Genomic DNA, 18,638 nt, shown 5'->3' with positions numbered 1-18,638 from the left:
CAGTGTCCACCCTTGAGATTCGTGACCTGCAGGTCTCCGTCGCCGACAAGGAGATCCTGAAGGGCGTCAACCTGACCGTGAAGGCCGGCGAGACCCACGCCATCATGGGCCCCAACGGTTCGGGCAAGTCGACGCTCGCCTACGCGATCGCGGGCCACCCCAAGTACACGATCACCGGCGGCCAGGTCCTGCTCGACGGCGTCGACCTGCTGGAGCTGACGGTCGACGAGCGCGCCCGGGCGGGCCTGTTCCTCGCCATGCAGTACCCGGTCGAGGTCCCCGGCGTCAGCGTCTCCAACTTCCTGCGCTCGGCCGTCACCGCGGTGCGCGGCGAGGCGCCCAAGCTGCGCCAGTTCAGCAAGGACCTGAAGACCGGCATGGACGGCCTGGCCATCGACCCGGCCTTCGCCACCCGCAACGTCAACGAGGGCTTCTCCGGCGGTGAGAAGAAGCGCCACGAGATCCTGCAGCTCGAACTGCTCAAGCCGAAGATCGCCGTCCTCGACGAGACCGACTCCGGCCTCGACGTCGACGCCCTTCGCGTGGTCTCCGAGGGCATCAACCGCTTCCGCGCCTCGGGCGAGACGGGCGTGCTCCTGATCACGCACTACACCCGCATCCTGCGCTACGTGAAGCCCGACTTCGTGCACGTCTTCGCCGGCGGCCGGATCGTCGAGGAGGGCGGTCCCGAGCTGGCCGAGAAGCTCGAAGCCGAGGGTTACGAGCAGTACACGAAGGCGACGGCCTGATGACCCGGGAGCGAGCCCGACGCAGTGAGCGGAGTGGACCCGTGAGGAACGATCGGGTCCGCGAAGCGAATGAGGAGTGGTGAGCGACTGATGAACGCTGTGTTCGACGTGGAGAGGGTCAGGAAGGACTTTCCTGTCCTCGCCCGCGAGCTGCCCGGCGGCCGCCCGCTGGTCTACCTCGACTCGGGCAACTCGTCGCAGAAGCCCACGCAGGTCATCGAGACCATGCGCGACCACTTCGCGATGCACTACAGCAATGTGGGGCGGGCTCACCACGCGCTCGGCACCGAGTCGACCGAGGCCTACGAGGGCGCGCGCGACAAGGTCGCCGCGTTCGTGGGCGCGCCCAGCCGCGACGAGATCATCTTCACCAAGAACGCCTCCGAAGCGCTCAACCTGGTCGCCTACTCCTTCGGTAACCGCATCAACGAGGACCCGCGCTTCACGCTCGGCCCCGGTGACGAGATCGTCATCTCCGAGATGGAGCACCACTCCAACATCGTCCCCTGGCAGATGCTCGTGCAGCGCACGGGGGCGACGCTCAAGTGGTTCGGCGTGACCGACGAGGGCAGGCTCGACCTGGCCGACGGCGTCATCACCGAGCGGACGAAGATCATTTCGGTCGCGCACCAGTCGAACGTGCTCGGCACCGTCAACCCGGTCGCCGAGATCGTGCGCCGCGCCCGTGAGGTCGGCGCCCTGGTGATGCTCGACGCCTCGCAGTCGGTCCCGCACCACCCCGTCGACCTGGCAGGGCTCGGCGCCGACTTCGTCGCCTTCACCGGGCACAAGATGCTCGGGCCCTCCGGCATCGGCGTGCTCTGGGGGCGCGGCGAATTGCTGGAGGCCATGCCCCCGTTCCTGGGCGGCGGCGAGATGATCGAGGCGGTCTGGATGGACCGCTCGACCTACGCGCCGGTCCCGCACAAGTTCGAGGCGGGCACGCCGCCGATCGTCGAGGCCATCGGGCTCGGCGCGGCGGTCGACTACCTCAGCGAGGCCGGCATGGCGGCCGTCGAGGCGCACGAGCGCGGGCTGACGGCCTACGCGCTGGAGGCGCTGCTCGAGGTGCCCACCCTGCGCGTCGTCGGGCCCACGGGCCTGGACGACAGGGGCGGCACGGTCTCCTTCACGATGGAGGGCATCCACCCGCACGACGTGGGGCAGATCCTCGACGACCAGTTCGGCGTCGCCGTACGGGTCGGGCACCACTGCGCGCGGCCGCTCCACCTGAGGTTCGGAATACCCGCGACGACGCGGGCGTCGTTCTACCTGTACAACACCACGGGCGAGATCGACGCCCTGGTGAAGGGTCTTCACCACGTGCAGAAGGTGTTCGCCTGACATGATCGCCGAGTCGATGTACCAGGAGCTGATCCTGGAGCACTACAAGCACCCGCAGGGGCGGGGGCTGCGTGAGCCGTACGACGCCGAGGTCCACCACGTGAACCCGACGTGCGGCGACGAGATCACGCTCAGGGTCAAGGTCGGCGACGGCGGCAAGATCGAGGACGTCTCCTACGACGGGCAGGGCTGCTCCATCAGCCAGGCCGCGGCCTCGGTGCTGCACGAGCTGGCCACCGGCTCGACGGTCGAGGAATCGCTGTCGGTGGTGGACGAGTTCACCCGGCTCATGCAGGGCAGGGGCCAGGTGGAGGCCGACGAGGACGTGCTCGGCGACGCGGTCGCGTTCGCGGGCGTGGCCAAGTTCCCGGCGCGCGTCAAGTGCGCGCTGTTGTCCTGGATGGCCTACAAGGACGCTGTTGTGAGGAGTGCCTAAGAGATGAGCAAGCCGGTGGAAACCCCGACCACGGCGTACGACGGTGACACGACCGTCGAGGAGGTCATGGAGGCGCTCAAGGACGTCGTCGACCCCGAGCTCGGGATCAACGTCGTCGACCTGGGCCTCATCTACGGCCTCAACCTCGACCCCGGCGAGGGCGGCCAGCCGGTGGCCACCATCGACATGACGCTGACCAGCGCGGCCTGCCCGCTGACCGACGTCATCGAGGACCAGGCGCACTCCGCCCTCGACGGCATGGTGTCCGACGTGAAGATCAACTGGGTGTGGCTGCCGCCGTGGGGTCCTGACAAGATCACCGACGACGGACGTGACCAGTTGCGTATGCTAGGATTCAATGTCTGATCTTTTGCTGCACGGCTGGTGTTTCCAGCGCCAGCCGTTTCAGCATGCCAGGGCTTCGGAAGGTCCGAAGCCCCGCCGGGAATAAGCACGACATTCCCGTGCGTTGGCAACATGTGCACCTGACGCACCATTGTGCGTAATGCCGCCTGCGGCCGGTCTTGGGTGCGCGTTGACGGGTCCAGAAGTGGCCCGGTCCCCACCCCGGCAGGCGTCCGATACGTCCGCCCATCGCATTCCAGTACGGCACCGCCGTACGGCCCCGGCTCGTCCTTTTCGCAGAAGTGACGCGCCACTTCGACTGAAAGGCACGACCTTCGTGACCATGCTTGACGCTGCCATGCCCGAAATCTCCGTCGAGGAGAAGGGCGTCTCGGAGTTCGAGCTGCTTGGCCTGCCCAAGCCGCTCGTGACCGGACTGTCCCGCCAGGGCATCGACAGCCCGTTCCCCATCCAGTCCGCGACGATCCCCGACGTGCTCGCCGGGCACGACGTGCTCGGCCGCGGACAGACCGGCTCCGGCAAGACGCTGGCCTTCGGTCTGCCCACCATGGCGCGCATCGCCGGAGTGCGGCCGCAGGCCGGCCGGCCCCGCGCGATGATCCTCGTCCCCACCCGCGAGCTCGCGCTGCAGGTGCACGACGCGCTCGAGCCCCTCGGCCGCGGCCTGGGCCTGCGCATGAAGGTCGTCGTCGGCGGCATGTCCATGGGCAAGCAGGTCGAGGCGCTGCGCCGCGGCGTCGATGTCATCATCGCCACCCCCGGCCGCCTGGGCGACCTGATGCGCCAGGGCGAGTGCTCGCTCGACTCCATCGAGGTCAGCGTCCTCGACGAGGCCGACCACATGTGCGACCTCGGTTTCTTCCCCGTCGTGTCGGAGCTGCTCGCGCAGACCCCCGCCGATGGCCAGCGGCTGCTGTTCTCGGCCACGCTCGACGGCGACGTCGACAAGCTGGTGCGGCGCTTCCTCAAGGACCCGATCACGCACTCGATCGCGCCCGCGACCTCCCCGGTCGACACCATGGAGCACCACGTGATCCAGGTGACGCGCGACGACAAGTTCGACGTCACCGCCGAGATCGCCAACCGTGAGGGCAGGACGATCATCTTCGTCAAGACCCAGCACGGTGTCGACCGGCTGTGCAAGCAGCTGGCCCGCGTCGGCGTCAAGGCGGGCGGCCTGCACGGCGGCAAGCGCCAGAACCAGCGCACCCGCATCCTGGCCGAGTTCAAGGAGGGCCAGGTCAACGTCCTGGTCTGCACCGACGTCGCGGCCCGCGGCATCCACGTCGACAACATCAGCCTCGTGCTGCACGTCGACCCGCCGCAGGACCACAAGAGCTACCTGCACCGCGGCGGCCGTACCGCCAGGGCGGGCGAGAAGGGCACCGTGGTGACCCTCGTCCTGCCGAACGAGCGCCGCTCGACCGACGCGCTCACCCGCCGCGCGGGCATCCACCCGTTCCGGCTGAAGGCCGCGCCCGGCAGCGAGCGCATCGCCGAGGTCACCGGGGCCCGCACGCCCAGTGGCGAGTCCATCCCCGTGTGGGAGCCCGACGTGCGCAAGCCGCTGCGTGCCCGCCGTGAGGGCGGCGGCCACGGCGGCGAGCGTCGCGGCGGCGGCCGTCGTCGCGACTTCGGCGGCGACCGTGGCCCGCGCCGCGGCTCCGAGGGCGGCTTCGGCGGCGGCGACGACCGGCGTCCGCGCCGCGACTTCGACGGCGACCGCGGTCCCCGTGCGGGCTCCGGCGGCTTCGGTGGCGACCGTCCGGCCGGCGGCGACCGCGCCCCGCGCGCGAACTCCGGCGACTTCGGTGGCGAGCGCCGTCCGCACCGGGCCTTCGACGGTGACCGTCGCCAGGGCGGCTACCGCTCCGACGCCCGCGCTCCCCGCACCGGCGAGGCCCCCCGCACCGGCGGCTACCGTGACGACCGGGCTCCCCGCTCGGGCGGTGGCTACCGCGACGACCGCGCGCCGCGTACCGGCGGCTTCCGCTCCGACGAGCGCGGCGGCTACCGCGCCGAGGACAGGCCCGCGCGGCCGTTCTCCAGCGGCGGCGGCGCTCGCACGGGCGGTTACCGCTCCGACGACAGGCCGGCCCGTCCGTTCTCGGCCAGCCGTGACGACCGGGCTCCGCGCGCCGGCGGCTTCCGCTCCGAGGAGCGCGGCAACGGCGGCTTCCGCTCCGACCGCGGCAACTCGGGTCGTCGCTTCGGCCGCTGACCCGACCGCTTGACAGCGCTGCCCGCCGTACCTTCTCCGGGAGGTACGGCGGGCAGCGCCGTTTCCGGCCACGGGAGCGTCGCCGGGTTCGGGCGAGCGGGCCGGCTCCCTCGAGAAGGGACGCGATAGTCTCGACCTCGGTCGCCCCCGCGCATTCGGAGACGTTGTGACAGAGCTGCTTTCCAACCCCGTCAAGCACTACGACTGGGGTTCGCACACCGCCCTCGCGACGCTGACCGGGCGTCCGAGCCCCTCTCCCGAGCCGGAGGCGGAGATGTGGCTCGGCGCGCATCCCTCGGGGCCCTCCGTGCTCGTCGAACGCGGCGGCCGCACGCTCGACGCGGCGATCGCCGACGACCCCGAGGGCGAGCTGGGCGCCGAGACGGTCACCAGGTTCGGGGCGCGGCTGCCGTACCTGCTGAAGCTGATCGCGGTCGACAGAGTGCTGTCGCTGCAGGTGCACCCCTCGGCCGAGCAGGCCGAGGCGGGCCACGCGCGGGGCGCCTACGTCGACGCCTACCCCAAGCCCGAGCTGATCTGCGCGCTGACCCCGTTCAGCGGCCTTGCCGGCTTCCGCGAGCCGGGCGCGGCCGCGCGGCTGCTGGCCGAGCTGGAGGTGCCCGAGCTGGAGCCGGTAGTCGCGCGGCTGCTCGCGGCCGACACGGCGGGCGCGCTGCGGCTGCTGCTGGAGTGGCCCGAGCGCAAGGCACTGGTCGAGGCCGTCGCGGCGGCGGCGGGCAGGCTCGGCCACGACCTCGTGACGCGGCTGGCCGAGCAGTATCCCGACGACCCCGCGGTCCTGGCCCCGCTGCTGATGAACCGGCACGACCTGCGGCCGGGGGAGGCGCTGTTCCTCGGCGCGGGCGTGCTCCACTGCTACCTGAGCGGGTTCGGCGTGGAGATCATGGGCGGCTCCGACAACGTGCTGCGCGCCGGGCTGACCAGCAAGCCGATCGACGTGGACGAGCTGCTGCGCGTCACCGACCCGTCCACCCAGCCGCTGCGGGTCGAGGCCGTGGACGGCCTCTACCGCGTGCCGGTCCCCGAGTTCGCGCTCGGCCGCCTCGAGGCCCCCGACACGCGGCTGGAGGGCGGCCTGCCCCGTGTCCTCGTCTGCACCGAGGGCGAGGTCACCGTCGACGGCAGGCTCCTGCGCGCGGGCGAATCGGCCTTCTCCAGGGGCTCGGCCGACGGCGTCGAGGTGCGTGGTCCAGGCACGATCTTCTGGGCGCAGCCGTCTCGGGTGGCGGACGTTCCAGGTTCTGGGGCCTGAGGGCGGATACTCTGGACAGAGCACTTCCACCGAGCACCGAGAGAGATCATGAAGACCTTCGATGAGCTGTTCGCCGAGCTGTCCGACAAGGCGCGCACCAGGCCCGCGGGCTCTGGCACCGTGGCCGCGCTCGACGCCGGCGTCCATGCCATCGGCAAGAAGGTCGTCGAGGAGGCCGCCGAGAGCTGGATGGCCGCCGAGCACGAGTCCGACGACCGCGCCGCCGAGGAGATCTCCCAGCTGCTCTACCACGTGCAGTGCCTCATGATCGCCCGTGGCATCGGGCTCGACCAGGTTTACAAGTACCTCTGAAAGGTTCGCCACGATGCTACGGCTGGCCGTACCCAACAAGGGCGCCCTCAACGAGGCCGCCGCCACCATGCTCAAGGAAGCCGGATACCGCACCAGGAAGGACAGCAAGGAGCTGGTCGTCGCCGACCCCGACAACGCCTGCGAGCTGTTCTTCCTGCGCCCGCGTGACATCGCCGTCTACGTCGGCGAGGGCACGCTCGACGCCGGCATCACCGGCCGCGACATGCTCTTCGACTCCGGCGCGCCGGTGGAGGAGATGCTGCCCCTCGGCTTCGGCGGCTCCACCTTCCGCCTGGCCGCCAAGGCCGGCGCCATGACCTCCGTACAGGACCTCGACGGCCTGCGCATCGCCACCTCCTACGCCGGGCTGCTGGAGAAGTACCTGTCCGACAGCGGCGTCGACGCCCGCGTCATCAAGCTCGACGGCGCGGTCGAGACCGCCATCCACCTCGGCGTCGCCGACGCCGTCGCCGACGTGGTCGAGACCGGCACCACGCTGCGCAACGTCGGCCTCGAGGTCTTCGGCGAGCCGATCATGCGCTCCGAGGCCGTGCTGATCAGGCGGCACGGCGCCGCCGACACGCCCGCCACCCAGCAGCTCGTGCGCCGCCTGCAGGGCGTCATCCACGCCCGCGACTACGTGCTCATGGACTACGACATCCGCGCCGAGCAGATCGAGCAGGCCAGCAAGCTCACGCCCGGTATGGAGGGGCCCACCATCTCGCCGCTGCACCGCGAGGGCTGGGTCGCCGTCCGCACGATGGTGCCGCGCAGGGGGCACCAGCAGGTGATGGACCAGCTCTGGGAGATCGGCGCGCGCGCCATCCTGGTCACGGACATCTACGCCTGCAGGCTATAGCCGCCAGGCGGTGGCGGCCGCCACCATCGTGACCGTGCGTGATGAACTGATCGCCCGGCGCAGTGTCCTGTTCGGTGGCGCCCTGGTCGCGGGCGCCACCCTGGCGGGAGCGGGATTCGTGGGCGGGGTCGCCTTCGGCCGCTCCGTGCCCGCCGTACCCGAGCTCCGGGAGCTGCGCGAGCCCGTGAGCGCCGAGCGGGCCTGGGCCGCGCTGTCGGCCGGCAACCGGCGCTGGATGGCGGGCCGGGCCCGCCATCCCCACCAGGACCTCTCGCGCAGGCGGTACGTCGCGACGAGCCAGCACCCCTACGCGGTCGTGCTGTCCTGCATCGACTCCAGGGTGCCGCCCGAGGTCGTCTTCGACGTGGGCGTCGGCGACCTGCTGGTCGTCCGTACGGCGGCGCACACCCTCGACCCCCTGGTGCTCGGCGCGGTCGAGTACGGCCCGCAGGAGCTGGGCGTCCCCCTGGTCGTGGTGCTGGGCCACCAGCGCTGCGGCGCGGTCACGGCCGCGGCCCACGCCATCCGCGACCGCGTCACCCTCCCCGGCGACCTCCAGCGCATCGTCGAGGCGCTGCGCGGGGCCTACACCCCTGACGTCGAGCGGATGATCGCGGCCCACATCCACGCGACGGTCACGAAGCTGCGCCCGCTGCTCCCGCACGTGCTCGGCGCCCGCTACGACCTCGACTCGGGCCGGGTCAGCAGACTCGTCTGACACCCGTCACGGCGGCGCTAGCGGAGGGCGGCGACCGCCTTGACGGCCCGGTCGACCTGGTCGGTGCCGGTCAGGATCGAGGTGCCGAAGCGGAGGTACACCTGCAGGTAGGGCGTGGTGCTGGTGAGGATGCGCTGGGCGCGCAGGCGCTCGACCGCCTGGAACGGCGTGACGCCGTCGATCTCGCAGCAGACCAGCCCGGCCGAGAGCTCGGCGCTCATCGGGGTGATCAGCCGGACCCGGGGGTTGGCGGCCAGGCCCTCCTTGAGGCGGGTGGCCAGCTCCAGGGTCCGCGCCTCGATCCGCTCCTTGCCGATCGAGGTCTGGAAGGCGAACGCCTCGGCCATCGCCCAGCGGTGCTCGAAGGCCTTGTAGCCGCCGGGGGTGTTGATGATCCCGCCGGGGCCGGTGGGGGCGGTGCGGCCGAACCAGGCGCGGAAGCCCTGGTTGCTGAAGCTCGGCACGATGGGGGCGACGCTCTCCCAGTGCCTGCCGTACAGGATGCCGGTGCCGCGCGGGCCGAACAGCCACTTGTGGGTGCCGGTGGCCAGGAAGTCGCAGCCCAGCTCGGTGACGGAGTCGGCCAGCGCGCCGAAGCCGTGCACGCCGTCGACGCACAGCAGCGCCCTGTCGTGCTCGTCGCGGCCGCGGTTGGCCTCGGCGAGCGCGTCGGCGATGGCGCGCACCGGCAGCCGCACCCCGGTGCTGGAGTGCACCCAGGTGACGGCGACGATCCTGGTGCGCGGGGTGAGGCCGGCCCTGATCGCGCTGACGATCTGGTCGGCGGTGGCCTTGGCGGGGTCGTCGTAGAGGCGCACCCTGCGCACCCGCGCGCCGGTGCGCTCGGCGAGCATGCGGAGGTTGTCGTGGGTGGCGTAGAAGTCGTGCTCGGTGGTGAGCACCTCCTGGCCCGGACGCAGCCGGAAGCCGGAGTAGAGCAGGCTCAGGGCCATGGTGGTGCTGTCGGTGAGCGCCACCTCGCCCTCCTTGGCGCCGATGAAGCGTTCGGCGGCGGCCCTGGTGGCGGCGTCGCGGTCCTCGGCCTCGAGGTATCCGGCGGTGTCGGCGTCGAGCGCGTCACGGTGGCGCTGGATGGCCTGCCGTACGGGGGCGGGGTGCGCGGCCAGTACGAACGCCGCGAAGTTGGCGATCGCCGGATCGAGGGCGAACTGGGCGCGCACGGCGGCCCAGCCCTCCTTCGGCGGCGAGGTGGGAGTCGTCGTGGGCGTGGTCGTGGTGCAGCCCGCGAGTGTCGCGCCGGCACCGCCCAGCAGCAGGGTCCGCCTCTTCAGCACCATTCCCTTCTAGCACGCTGACGTGCCGATGCGGGACTCCCTCCTCGGCGCGCTAACGTGCCGATGTGGGACGACCAGCCAAGTTCGCCGCCGACCAGATCCTCGACGCCGCCGCGGCCCTCGCCGCCGAGGGCGGCCACGAGGCCGTCACCGTCACCGCCGTCGCCGCGCGCATCGGCGCGCCCAGCGGCTCCGTCTACCACCGGTACGGCTCGCGCGACCTGCTGCTCGCGCACCTGTGGATCAGGGCCGTGCGGCGCTTCCAGGAGGGCTTCCTGGTCGCGGCGGGAGCGCCCGGTCTCGCCGAGGCGGTGCGCGCGGCGGCGGCGCACGTGGTCCGCTGGTCGGCCGAGCATCCGGACGAGGCGCGGCTGCTGCTCGCGCACGACGTGGCGGAGCTGCGCGAGCGCTGGCCGGCCGAGCTGGGGGAGGAGCTCGACGGGCTCAACACCGCCGTCGCCGCCGCGCTGCGCGAGCTGGCCGCGAGACTGCCCGGCGAGGCGCTCGAGAGGCTCACCTTCGCGCTGGTCGACGTGCCGGTCGCGGCCGTGCGGCGGCACGTGCTGGCGGGCCGGGCCGTACCGGACTCGGCGGTACGGCTGGCGGAGACCGCCGCGCTCGCGGTAGTTTTAGAGGGTGATCTCTAAAACTGTGGACCGGCTCTACGCGGCCTTCGCGGCCGGCGACGCCGCGGCGCTGGCCGCCACCCTCCACCCCGACCTGGTGCTGAGGGTGAGCGAGGGCATGCCGCTGGGGGTCGGTGGTGCGCACCATGGTCCGGGCGACGCCCTGGCCGGCTGCTGGAGCGTGATCTTCCGCGCCTACGACACCCGCCCCGTCCCCGCGGAACAGGTGTGGGCGGGCGAGGACAGGGTCGTCGTGTTCGGGCACTACCGCGGCGTCTCGCGCGCCACGGGCCAGCCCTTCGAGGCGGCCTTCGCCCACGACCTGAAGTTGAGGGACGGGCTGATCGCCGACTTCACCCAGATCACCGATACGGCCCGGTGGCCGCCCGCATGAGATCGCTCACCCTGACGACGCCGAGGCACCTGCCCACCTCGTCCGTCACCACCAGGTCGTCGTAGACGCGGGCGCTGTCCTGCCCGGCGACCTGCATGGCGGCGATGGCGGGCGTCGTCTTCGGCACCGTCCTCGGCGGGTCGGCCAGGCGCAGCGCGGGCTTCTTGCCGTGCAGGGCGTGCCCGTAGCGTCCCGCGATGGACAGCAGGAAGCGGCTGCGGTCGAGGCTGCCCTCGGGGCGCTGGTACTCGTCCACCAGGATCACGCTGGTGATCGACGGCTCGGTGCCGAACGCCGCCACCACCTCCTCGGACGTCGCCCCCTCGGGCAGCGTCACCGCGGGCAGCAGCAGCTCCTGCACCCTCGGGCCGAGCATCAGGTCCGTCCGCGAGGGCTTGCGCACGGGCAGCGGCACCCGTACCCGGCCGTCGGGGCCGGGGCGCAGCAGCGGGCCCTCCGCCAGCCGTACGCCCCAGCTCCGCACCACGGCCAGCTGCGCCTCCTCCGCGATGCCGGGGGTCAGCACGTGCGCGCCGATGCCGCGCGCCAGCGTCGCCAGCGCCTCGCCCACCGCCGCCCGCCGCTGGTCGCCGGGCACCCTGGCCACCAGCTCGGGGGCGAGCACGATCAGGTACGGCGCGGCCTCGGTGACCAGCTCCATCGGCAGGTTGCCGACTCCCATGCCGCCGAAGGCGACGAGGTAGCCGATCGCCCGCAGGCCGTCGAGGCCGATGAGCAGCGCCCTCCTGTCGGCGTCCGGGCATGGGCCGTGGACCTTGAGTATCACCTCCCTCGGCCGTCTGCCCGACCTCCTGAGGGCCTCGTGCAGCGGGGCGAGGGCGCCCGAGCCGCCGATGACCATGTGGGTGGGCAGGTCGAGGAGCAGGGGGAGGGTGCCGATGGCGAGTTCGGAGGCGTCAGGGGCCACATGCAACGCGATGACACCGCCGGTCTCGAGATCGACCACTGGGGAGACCGAGGCGGAAGCTTCCGGATCATGCGGGGGAAGCAGGGGAGTCTGGAGAGACACTCCCAAATTGTGGACGTGTCCCACCACTGCCAGAAGGCCCGTGAAGCGAAGTTCACCGACATTTCGCCATGAGTTCCGGCCTCACGGTGCCGTGGAAGGGCCGGGGCCAACGTTTGCCTTTCCCGGACGATCCTCCCCCCGGCCCGCGCGCATCATGGAAGGGAGCGGAGGAAGGCAGCCATGTCCACTGAGGAGAACAAGGCGCTGGTGCGCCGCTTCTACGCCGAGATCGACAAGGGCAACATCGACGCCATGGACGAGCTCGTCGCCGAGGACTACCTCGACCACACCCCGCCGCCGTTTCCCGGCTTCGGCTCCGGCCGCGATGGGCTCAAACAGGTGTTCCGCCTGTTCTGGGAGGCGACACCCGGCACCCACGACATCGAGGACCAGATCGCGGAGGGTGACAAGGTCGTGACGCGGCTGACGGCGCGCGGCGTCCACAAGGGCGACCTTCCCGGCATCCCGGCCACCGGCCGGCAGCTCACCGTGACGGCGACGGTCGTGCACCGCATCGAGAACGGCAGGCTGGCGGAGAAGTGGTCCGACAAGGACCTTCTCGGCTTCCTCCAGCAGCTCGGCGTGCTGCCCGAGATCGGCGGCCCTGCGGAGTAGGCCCGTCGTCGAGACCGCGAATCGAGGGACCGAGATGGCGATTCTGGCACACCACCAGGGTGCGGGCTGGACCGAGGAGCTCTACCAGGCGACCTTCGAGCGGGCGGTCCCGGACCGGGAGAACCCACCGGCCGGGCTGATCGCGCACTTCGGGATGCCTGACGGGGCGGGCGGCTGGCACGTCATCGACGTGTGGGAGTCGGAGGAGGTGCTCAGGCGATTCCTGCGAGAGGTGGTCCAACCGGCCGCGCAGGGCCTCGACGCCCCGCCGTTCGAGACGACGGTGTACGAGGTGCGCAACTCCTTGATCCCGGGCTCCTGAGACCTGGGCGGGCTTCGCGGCGCTGAGGACACCGGTACGCTGCGACGGTGAAGGCAAGGCCCGCGAAGGGCGGGGGACGCTGGGTCTCGGTACCGCCCGAACGCCTGCAGCGCTGGATCGACGGGTTCGCCGACCGGCACGGTCCGTTCGAGTCCACCGGCGACGACCACGTCGTACGGCTGGCCGCCGCCGACGGCGCGCTCGCCGAATGCCACGCGCCCTTCCCGCCGTTGCCGCAGGGGCCGCCACGCGTCGCCAACCTGGTCGCCCACGCCCGTGCCGACCGCCTGGTCGGCGTGGTGCTCGTCCGCCTCGGCGGCTACGCGGCCGGCGTCTTCCAGGGCGCCAGGCTGATCGCCTCCAAGGTCGACTCCCGCTACGTCCAGGGGCGCACCGCCGCGGGCGGCTGGTCGCAGCAGCGCTTCGCCAGGCGCCGGCAGAACCAGGCGGAGCAGACCTACCAGGCGGCCGCCGACACCGCCCTGCGCGTGCTGTCGCCGCACCTCGACGGCATGGCGGCGGTGGTGTTCGGCGGCGACCGCAAGGCCGTGGACCTGATGCGGGGCGAGCGGCGGCTCGCCCCGCTGTTCGCGCTGGAGGCCGAGCCGTTCCTCACGGTGCCCGACCCCAGGCTGGCCGTGCTCCAGGAGACGCCCGCCCAGTTCCGCGCCGTCCGGATCCACATCACCGACCCGGCGTGACGCGACCCCCTCGCGCGCGCAGGGTCACGGGCTCGCGCTGACGCGGACCGCGTCGGCGACGACGTACCCCGTCGCGGACGTCCACCTGCTCACCCCCACCACGTTGTAGGTCCCGGCGTTCAGCGTGAACGTGCCGAGGGAGCGCCACTGGCCGCCTCCCGTGCGCTGGTCGACGACCACCGTCCGGGCCCCGCCCGCCGCCGACACGATGTACGGCGTGGCGCTGTTGTACCCGGCGTCGGCCGGATGCCACACCTCCACCCGGTAGCTCCCCGCGGCCGGGACGGTCGCGGAGAACCAGGCGGGATCGCTGGCCGCGACGGGACCGGCGAACCGGTAGTCGGCGCCGTACCGCTGCGCGGAGTAGGCGGAGGTGCCCCACGCCGCGCCCGCCGCGGGACCGTCCACCACGACGCTGAACGAGCCGCTCTCCTGGTGCGTCCTGCTGAGGGCGGTCACGTGGTAGGTCCCCTGCCCGGGTGCGGGGTCGGTGAAGGAGGTCCCCCGCGTGGTCCCGAGCAGGTTGCGGGCGTCGGTGACCAGGCACGGGTCGGCCGCGTCCCCCCGGTAGACCGCGTAGGCGGCCGCGCCGGTGGTGGCCCGCCACGTCACCGTCATCCCGCCGGGGCCCTGCGTCACCGAGGTGACCGTGGGCGCGGGAGGGGCGCCCGCCGTCCCTCGCGGCGGGATCAGGGCGGGCCTGGAGTAGTGGTCGGCCACCACCTTGGAGAAGGCGCCGAGCCGGTCGGCGCGCACGTCCTTGGCGCTGAAGTAGACGTCGCCGAGCATCTCGGGGTGCCCGCGGTTGACGCGCAGGTGGTCGCTGAGCTCGGCGGGGTCCTGCCACGCGGGGTCCTGGCCCGAGGCGCCCGCCCGGTAGGCGGCCTGCCCGGCGTACAGCTGCACGGCGGTGCCCCTCACCACCTCCGACCACCACGCGGTGAGCACCGCGTAGTCGGCGGCGGTGTGGCCGATGTGCCAGTAGAGCTGCGGCGTCAGGTAGTCGACCCAGCCCTGCTTCACCCAGCGGCGGCTGTCGGCGTAGATGGCGTCGTAGGACTGCAGGCCCGAGGTGCGCGAGCCGAGCGGGTCGGTCGAGGAGTTGCGCCAGATGCCGAACGGGCTGACGCCGAAGGCGACGTGCGCCTTGGCGGCGTGGATGCGCTCGTCGAGCTCACGGATCAGCAGGTTGACGTTGTCGCGCCGCCAGTCGGCGACGTTGCCGAACGCGCCGCCGTACTGCGCGTAGGTGGCCGAGTCGGGGATGGCCTGCCCGCTGACCGGATAGGGGTAGAAGTAGTCGTCGAGGTGCACGCCGTCCACGTCGTAGCGGGTGACGGCGTCCATGATGGCGTCCTCGATGAAGGCGCGCACGGCGGGGATGCCGGGGTTGTAGTAGAGCTTGCCGCCGTAGGCGAAGCGCCAGCCCGGGTTCTTCCTGGCGGGGTGACTGGCGATGAGCCGGTTGGGGTCGTCGTGGTTGGCGACCCTGTACGGGTTGAACCACGCGTGGAACTCCAGGTTGCGGGCGTGCGCCTCGGCGACCATGAAGGCGAGCGGGTCGTAGCCGGGATTGCCGCCCTGCGTGCCGGTCAGCCACTGCGACCACGGCTCGTACGGCGAGGGCCAGAACGCGTCGGCCGTGGGCCTGACCTGCACGACGACGGCGTTCATCCGCTTCTGGACGGCCAGGTCGAGCCAGGCGCGGAACTCGGCCTGCTGCGCGGAGACCGACAGCCCCGTCCTGCTGGGCCAGTCGATGTTGGCCACGGAGGAGATCCACATCGCCCTGAACTGCCGCTTCGGCGTGGCCGGGTCGGGGACGCAGGCGACGGTGGCGGCGTGGGCGGTCTGGGGTGAGACGAGGACGGTGAGCACGAGGGCGAGGAGAGCCGCTAATCGGGTCACAGCTCGCATGGTGACGACCATCCGGGCCCGCTACAAGACCTGAAAGGCGGAAATTTTCATCTACTCGCGGAGTAATGTCAATTATCGACATCGGTCATGAACCCTTTTAGTGTGCATCCGACACCCCCTTGCACGAGGAGCGCACATGCGCCGATTAGTCGCCCTTGTCGCCACCGCCCTCTCCGCCCTCCTCATCCTCGCCGCGCACCCGGCCCACTCCGCCCTCGCCGATCGCGACCCGCTCGGCTCCGCCTTCGCCAAGGCGGCCGCCGCCCATGACGTCCCGCGCGACCTGCTGGCCGCCATCGCCTACGCCGAGACCCACCTCGACGGGCACGCCGGCGAGCCCAGCGCCAGCGGCGGCTACGGCGTGATGCACCTGGTCAGCAACCCCACCACGCACACGCTGGAGAAGGCCGCCGAGCTGACCGGCCTGCCGGTGGAGCAGCTGCGCGCCGACACCGCGGCCAACATCATGGGCGGCGCCGCCGTCCTGCGCTCCATCGGCGACGAGCTCGGCCTCGACGAGACGGCCAGGAAGGACGAGGGCCGCTGGTACCAGGCCGTCGCCAGGTACGGCAACGCCTCGACCCCCGAGCTCGCCCGCCTCTACGCCGACGCCGTCTACGAGCTGCTCGGCCTCGGCTTCAAGGCCAAGGGCCTGCGCGTGGCGCCGCGCGAGGTCACCGCGGACAGGGGCGAGTACGCCGCGGCCCAGGACCTGAACGCCAGGGCCGTCGCCGCCAGCCCCGACTACCCGAACGCCAGCTGGGTTCCCGCCAACTCCGGCAACTACACCGCCTCGAGCCGCCCGTCGAGCTACGCCATCGACCGGGTGATCATCCACGTGACCCAGGGCTCCTACGCCGGCACCATCTCCTGGTTCCAGAACCCGAGCGCCAACGTCTCCGCGCACTACGTGATCCGCTCCTCCGACGGCGCGATCACGCAGATGGTCCGCGAGAAGGACGTCGCCTGGCACGCGGGCAACTGGACCTACAACACCCGCTCCATCGGCCTCGAGCACGAGGGCTGGGTCAACGACGCCTCCTGGTTCACCGACGCGATGTACCGCGCGTCGGCCGCGCTGACCCGCCACATCTGCGACAAGTACGGCATCCCCAAGGACCGCACGCACATCATCGGGCACAACCAGGTGCCCGGCGCCACCCACACCGACCCGGGTCCGAACTGGAACTGGAACACCTACATGTCGTACGTGACGGGTGGCGGCGGCGGCACCTGGTCGGCCACGGTGGACAACTCGGGCGCCTTCACCGCCAGCGCCAACTGGGGCACCTCGTCCTACTCCGCCCAGCGCTACGGCGCCGACTACCGCTACGCCAATCCGGTCGCCGCCAGCGACCCGGCCTGGTTCAGGGCCAACCTGCCCAGCAGCGGCAGCTACCGCGTCGAGGTCTGGTACCCCTCCGACCCCGGCTACAACAGCTCGGCGCCGTACATCGTCGCCACGTCGAGCGGCAACCAGACGGTCTTCGTCGACCAGCGCTCGGGCGGTGGCGGCTGGCGCAGCATCGGCACCTTCACACTCAGCGCGGGTGACCGCGACGTCGTCGGCGTGAGCCGATGGACGTCGGGCGTGGGCTACGTCGTGGCCGACGCCGTCCGCCTCACCCGCCTCTGACCCACCGGGGCACGGCTCGCGTCGTCTCGCGCGGGCCGTGCCCTTTTCTCGTGCCGCGGCTTGAGACGATTCAAAAAGATCATGTCTCCCGCTATGATGAGCCCGTTCACAGCGGGGAAGGCTTCGTGAGGATCAATGGCCACCACGAACATCAAGGAGGTCGCGCAGCTGGCGCGCGTCTCCGTGGGCACGGTGAGCAACGTGCTCAACCGCCCCGAGATCGTCTCTCCCGCCACCAGGGAGCGGGTCTTCGCGGCGATCCGCCAGCTGGGCTTCGTCCGCAACGAGGTGGCCCGCCACCTGCGGGTCGGCCGCAGCCGCACGGTCGGGCTGGTCGTGCTCGACGTGGCCAACCCGTTCTTCGCCGACGTCGCGCAGGGCGCCGAGGCGCTGGCCGACGAGCACGACACCATGGTCGTGCTGTGCAACAGCGCGGGCGATCCCACGAGGGAGCGCCGCCACCTCGACCAGCTCGAACAGCAGCGTGTGCTCGGCATCCTGATCACCCCTGTCGAGACCGACAACCCCAGGCTGCTCCAGCTCGCGGCGAGGGGCACGCCGGTGGTCCTGGTCGACAGGGCCGCCCACGGAGGGCAGTGCTCGGTGTCGGTGGACGACAGGCTCGGCGGGCAACTCGCGGGCAATCACCTGATCGAGCGGGGACACCTGCGCATCGCCTTCGTCGGCGGGCCGCCCTCCTTCCAGCAGGTCGCCGACCGGCACGCGGGCATCACGAGCGCCGTCGAGGCGGCGCGCGGCGTCACGCTGGAGACGATGTCGATGCCCGCGCTGAGCATCGCCGAGGGCAGGGCCGCGGGGGAGCGGATCGCCGCGCTGCCGCCGCCGTCCAGGCCGACGGCCGTGTTCTGCGCCAACGACCTGCTCGCGCTCGGCCTGTTCCAGGCGATGGCCGCGCACGGGGTGCGGGTGCCGCACGACGTGGCGATCGTCGGCTACGACGACATCGACTTCGCCGCCGCCTCGGCCGTCCCGCTCTCCTCCGTCAGGCAGCCGCGCGAACTGCTCGGCCGTACGGCGATCGACCTGCTGCTCGAAGAGGTCGAGGAGCCGGACAGGCACCGGCACCGGCAGGTCATCTTCCAGCCTGACCTGGTGGTGAGGGAGTCGAGCGGCCCACCGGGAGGAAGCGCGTGACCGAGCTGTACCGCAACGCCCTGGCCGGCCCCTCCGACCTGGAGGGCTTCCGTCTGGAGGGCGACGGCGCGCTCTCCTTCCCGCAGGGCAGGCTGCGCCTGGAGAGCCTGCGCCCGCCCGAGGACGGCCAGGCCGCCAACATCGTGCTGTGGTGCCCCGACGACTTCCCGCCCGACGTCGTCGTCGAATGGGACTTCTGGCCGGTCCGCGAGCCCGGCCTGTGCATCATGTTCTTCCACGCCAGAGGCAGGCGCGGCGAGGACCTGTTCGACCTGGCCCCGCGCACGGGGCCGTACGAGCAGTACCACCACGGCGACCTCGACGCCTACCACGTCTCCTACTTCCGCAGGATGTGGCCGTCGGAGCGCTCCCTGCACACCTGCAACCTGCGCAGGAGCCACGGCTTCCACCTGGTCGCCCAGGGCGCCGACCCGCTGCCCTCGGTCATGGACGCCCAGGGCCCCTACGCCATGCGGCTGTCGATCCGCCACGGGGAGATCACCTTCCAGATCAACGGGATCACCTCCTTCACCTGGAGGGACGACAGCCCCCTGGGCGGCGGCAAGATCGGCTTCCGGCAGATGGCGCCGATGATCGGGGAGTACGCGAATCTGCGGGTTTCAGCTCATTGACTTTGAGTCGATTCAACACTACGTTCGCAGCACCAAC

At 71.6% G+C, this 18,638-nt stretch carries 20 protein-coding genes; 17 read left to right on the top strand and 3 right to left on the bottom strand.

Translation table 11 applies throughout. The features are described 5' to 3' along the window. The first annotated feature begins 2 nt into the window (after positions 1-2). The 9 genes from sufC to H4W81_RS17525 all read left to right on the top strand — a co-directional run bounded on the left by sufC (position 3) and on the right by H4W81_RS17525 (position 8,278). Positions 3-749, top strand: a complete 747-nt coding sequence (sufC, locus tag H4W81_RS17565; RefSeq protein WP_192775809.1) for a Fe-S cluster assembly ATPase SufC — start codon at positions 3-5, stop codon at positions 747-749. A gap of 90 nt (positions 750-839) precedes the next feature. Then, positions 840-2,093: a cysteine desulfurase gene (locus H4W81_RS17560; protein WP_192775808.1), complete on the top strand. Its 1,254-nt coding sequence runs from the start codon at positions 840-842 to the stop codon at positions 2,091-2,093. Position 2,094: 1 nt separating this feature from the next. Continuing rightward, the gene (sufU, locus tag H4W81_RS17555; protein WP_192775807.1) at positions 2,095-2,529 is read left to right on the top strand and encodes a Fe-S cluster assembly sulfur transfer protein SufU; all 435 of its coding nucleotides are present in this window, start codon (positions 2,095-2,097) and stop codon (positions 2,527-2,529) included. Positions 2,530-2,532: 3 nt separating this feature from the next. Next, entirely contained in the window at positions 2,533-2,895 is a 363-nt protein-coding gene (locus tag H4W81_RS17550) for a metal-sulfur cluster assembly factor (RefSeq protein ID WP_192775806.1), read from the top strand. 322 nt (positions 2,896-3,217) lie between these two features. Beyond that, positions 3,218-5,116 carry a DEAD/DEAH box helicase gene (locus H4W81_RS17545; protein ID WP_192775805.1) on the top strand — a complete coding sequence of 633 codons (1,899 nt, stop codon included), beginning with the start codon at positions 3,218-3,220 and terminating at the stop codon, positions 5,114-5,116. A 166-nt stretch (positions 5,117-5,282) separates the two neighbouring features. Then, complete coding sequence (manA, locus tag H4W81_RS17540; protein WP_192775804.1) at positions 5,283-6,389, top strand: mannose-6-phosphate isomerase, class I; 1,107 nt, start codon at positions 5,283-5,285, stop codon at positions 6,387-6,389. 48 nt (positions 6,390-6,437) lie between these two features. After that, positions 6,438-6,701 (top strand): phosphoribosyl-ATP diphosphatase, encoded by a 264-nt coding sequence (locus H4W81_RS17535; protein ID WP_192775803.1) that lies wholly within the window; start codon positions 6,438-6,440, stop codon positions 6,699-6,701. A 13-nt stretch (positions 6,702-6,714) separates the two neighbouring features. After that, the gene (hisG, locus tag H4W81_RS17530) at positions 6,715-7,560 is read left to right on the top strand and encodes an ATP phosphoribosyltransferase (RefSeq protein WP_192775802.1); all 846 of its coding nucleotides are present in this window, start codon (positions 6,715-6,717) and stop codon (positions 7,558-7,560) included. Between the two features lie 34 nt (positions 7,561-7,594). After that, positions 7,595-8,278 (top strand): carbonic anhydrase, encoded by a 684-nt coding sequence (locus H4W81_RS17525; protein WP_192775801.1) that lies wholly within the window; start codon positions 7,595-7,597, stop codon positions 8,276-8,278. A gap of 17 nt (positions 8,279-8,295) precedes the next feature. Here H4W81_RS17525 and H4W81_RS17520 read toward each other — a convergent pair whose 3' ends face one another. Further along, on the bottom strand, positions 8,296-9,576 hold the full coding sequence (locus H4W81_RS17520) for an aminotransferase class V-fold PLP-dependent enzyme (protein WP_192775800.1): 1,281 nt from the start codon (positions 9,574-9,576) through the stop codon (positions 8,296-8,298). Between the two features lie 62 nt (positions 9,577-9,638). Here H4W81_RS17520 and H4W81_RS17515 point away from each other — a divergent pair, with 62 nt between their 5' ends. After that, entirely contained in the window at positions 9,639-10,220 is a 582-nt protein-coding gene (locus tag H4W81_RS17515; RefSeq protein WP_192775799.1) for a TetR/AcrR family transcriptional regulator, read from the top strand. Further along, complete coding sequence (locus tag H4W81_RS17510) at positions 10,210-10,593, top strand: nuclear transport factor 2 family protein (RefSeq protein WP_318781786.1); 384 nt, start codon at positions 10,210-10,212, stop codon at positions 10,591-10,593. The genes H4W81_RS17515 and H4W81_RS17510 overlap by 11 nt, the downstream gene beginning before the upstream one ends. Here the strand turns inward: H4W81_RS17510 and H4W81_RS17505 are convergent. Continuing rightward, positions 10,562-11,560 (bottom strand): EAL domain-containing protein, encoded by a 999-nt coding sequence (locus tag H4W81_RS17505; RefSeq protein WP_318781785.1) that lies wholly within the window; start codon positions 11,558-11,560, stop codon positions 10,562-10,564. The genes H4W81_RS17510 and H4W81_RS17505 overlap by 32 nt on opposite strands. A 243-nt stretch (positions 11,561-11,803) precedes the next feature. Between H4W81_RS17505 and H4W81_RS17500 the strand changes: the two genes are divergently transcribed. Genes H4W81_RS17500 through H4W81_RS17490 form a run of 3 tightly spaced genes read left to right on the top strand, consistent with a single transcriptional unit; the run spans position 11,804 to position 13,261 of the window. Continuing rightward, positions 11,804-12,238 carry an ester cyclase gene (locus H4W81_RS17500; RefSeq protein ID WP_192775798.1) on the top strand — a complete coding sequence of 145 codons (435 nt, stop codon included), beginning with the start codon at positions 11,804-11,806 and terminating at the stop codon, positions 12,236-12,238. A gap of 34 nt (positions 12,239-12,272) precedes the next feature. After that, positions 12,273-12,560, top strand: a complete 288-nt coding sequence (locus H4W81_RS17495; RefSeq protein ID WP_192775797.1) for a hypothetical protein — start codon at positions 12,273-12,275, stop codon at positions 12,558-12,560. Between the two features lie 47 nt (positions 12,561-12,607). Continuing rightward, a complete protein-coding gene (locus H4W81_RS17490; RefSeq protein WP_192775796.1) occupies positions 12,608-13,261 on the top strand; it encodes an acVLRF1 family peptidyl-tRNA hydrolase in 654 nt (217 codons plus the stop codon). 24 nt (positions 13,262-13,285) lie between these two features. Here the strand turns inward: H4W81_RS17490 and H4W81_RS17485 are convergent, their stop codons facing one another. Continuing rightward, entirely contained in the window at positions 13,286-15,178 is a 1,893-nt protein-coding gene (locus tag H4W81_RS17485; protein ID WP_225958672.1) for a family 10 glycosylhydrolase, read from the bottom strand. A gap of 136 nt (positions 15,179-15,314) precedes the next feature. On the opposite strand from H4W81_RS17485, the gene H4W81_RS17480 reads away from it, so the two are divergent. The 3 genes from H4W81_RS17480 (at position 15,315) to H4W81_RS17470 (ending at position 18,601) form a co-directional block, all read left to right on the top strand. Further along, positions 15,315-16,814, top strand: coding sequence for a golvesin C-terminal-like domain-containing protein (locus tag H4W81_RS17480; protein ID WP_192775794.1), 1,500 nt, complete (start codon positions 15,315-15,317; stop codon positions 16,812-16,814). Positions 16,815-16,949: 135 nt separating this feature from the next. Next, positions 16,950-17,969, top strand: coding sequence for a LacI family DNA-binding transcriptional regulator (locus H4W81_RS17475; RefSeq protein ID WP_192775793.1), 1,020 nt, complete (start codon positions 16,950-16,952; stop codon positions 17,967-17,969). Beyond that, positions 17,966-18,601, top strand: coding sequence for a DUF1961 family protein (locus H4W81_RS17470; RefSeq protein ID WP_192775792.1), 636 nt, complete (start codon positions 17,966-17,968; stop codon positions 18,599-18,601). Before H4W81_RS17475 ends, H4W81_RS17470 begins: the two co-directional genes overlap by 4 nt. Positions 18,602-18,638 lie beyond the last annotated feature (37 nt).

It is taken from the genome of Nonomuraea africana (assembly GCF_014873535.1).
GTDB classification, from domain to species: domain Bacteria; phylum Actinomycetota; class Actinomycetes; order Streptosporangiales; family Streptosporangiaceae; genus Nonomuraea; species Nonomuraea africana.
Note: the sequence above shows the minus strand (reverse complement) of the source record. Positions and strands in the feature narration are given on the sequence as shown.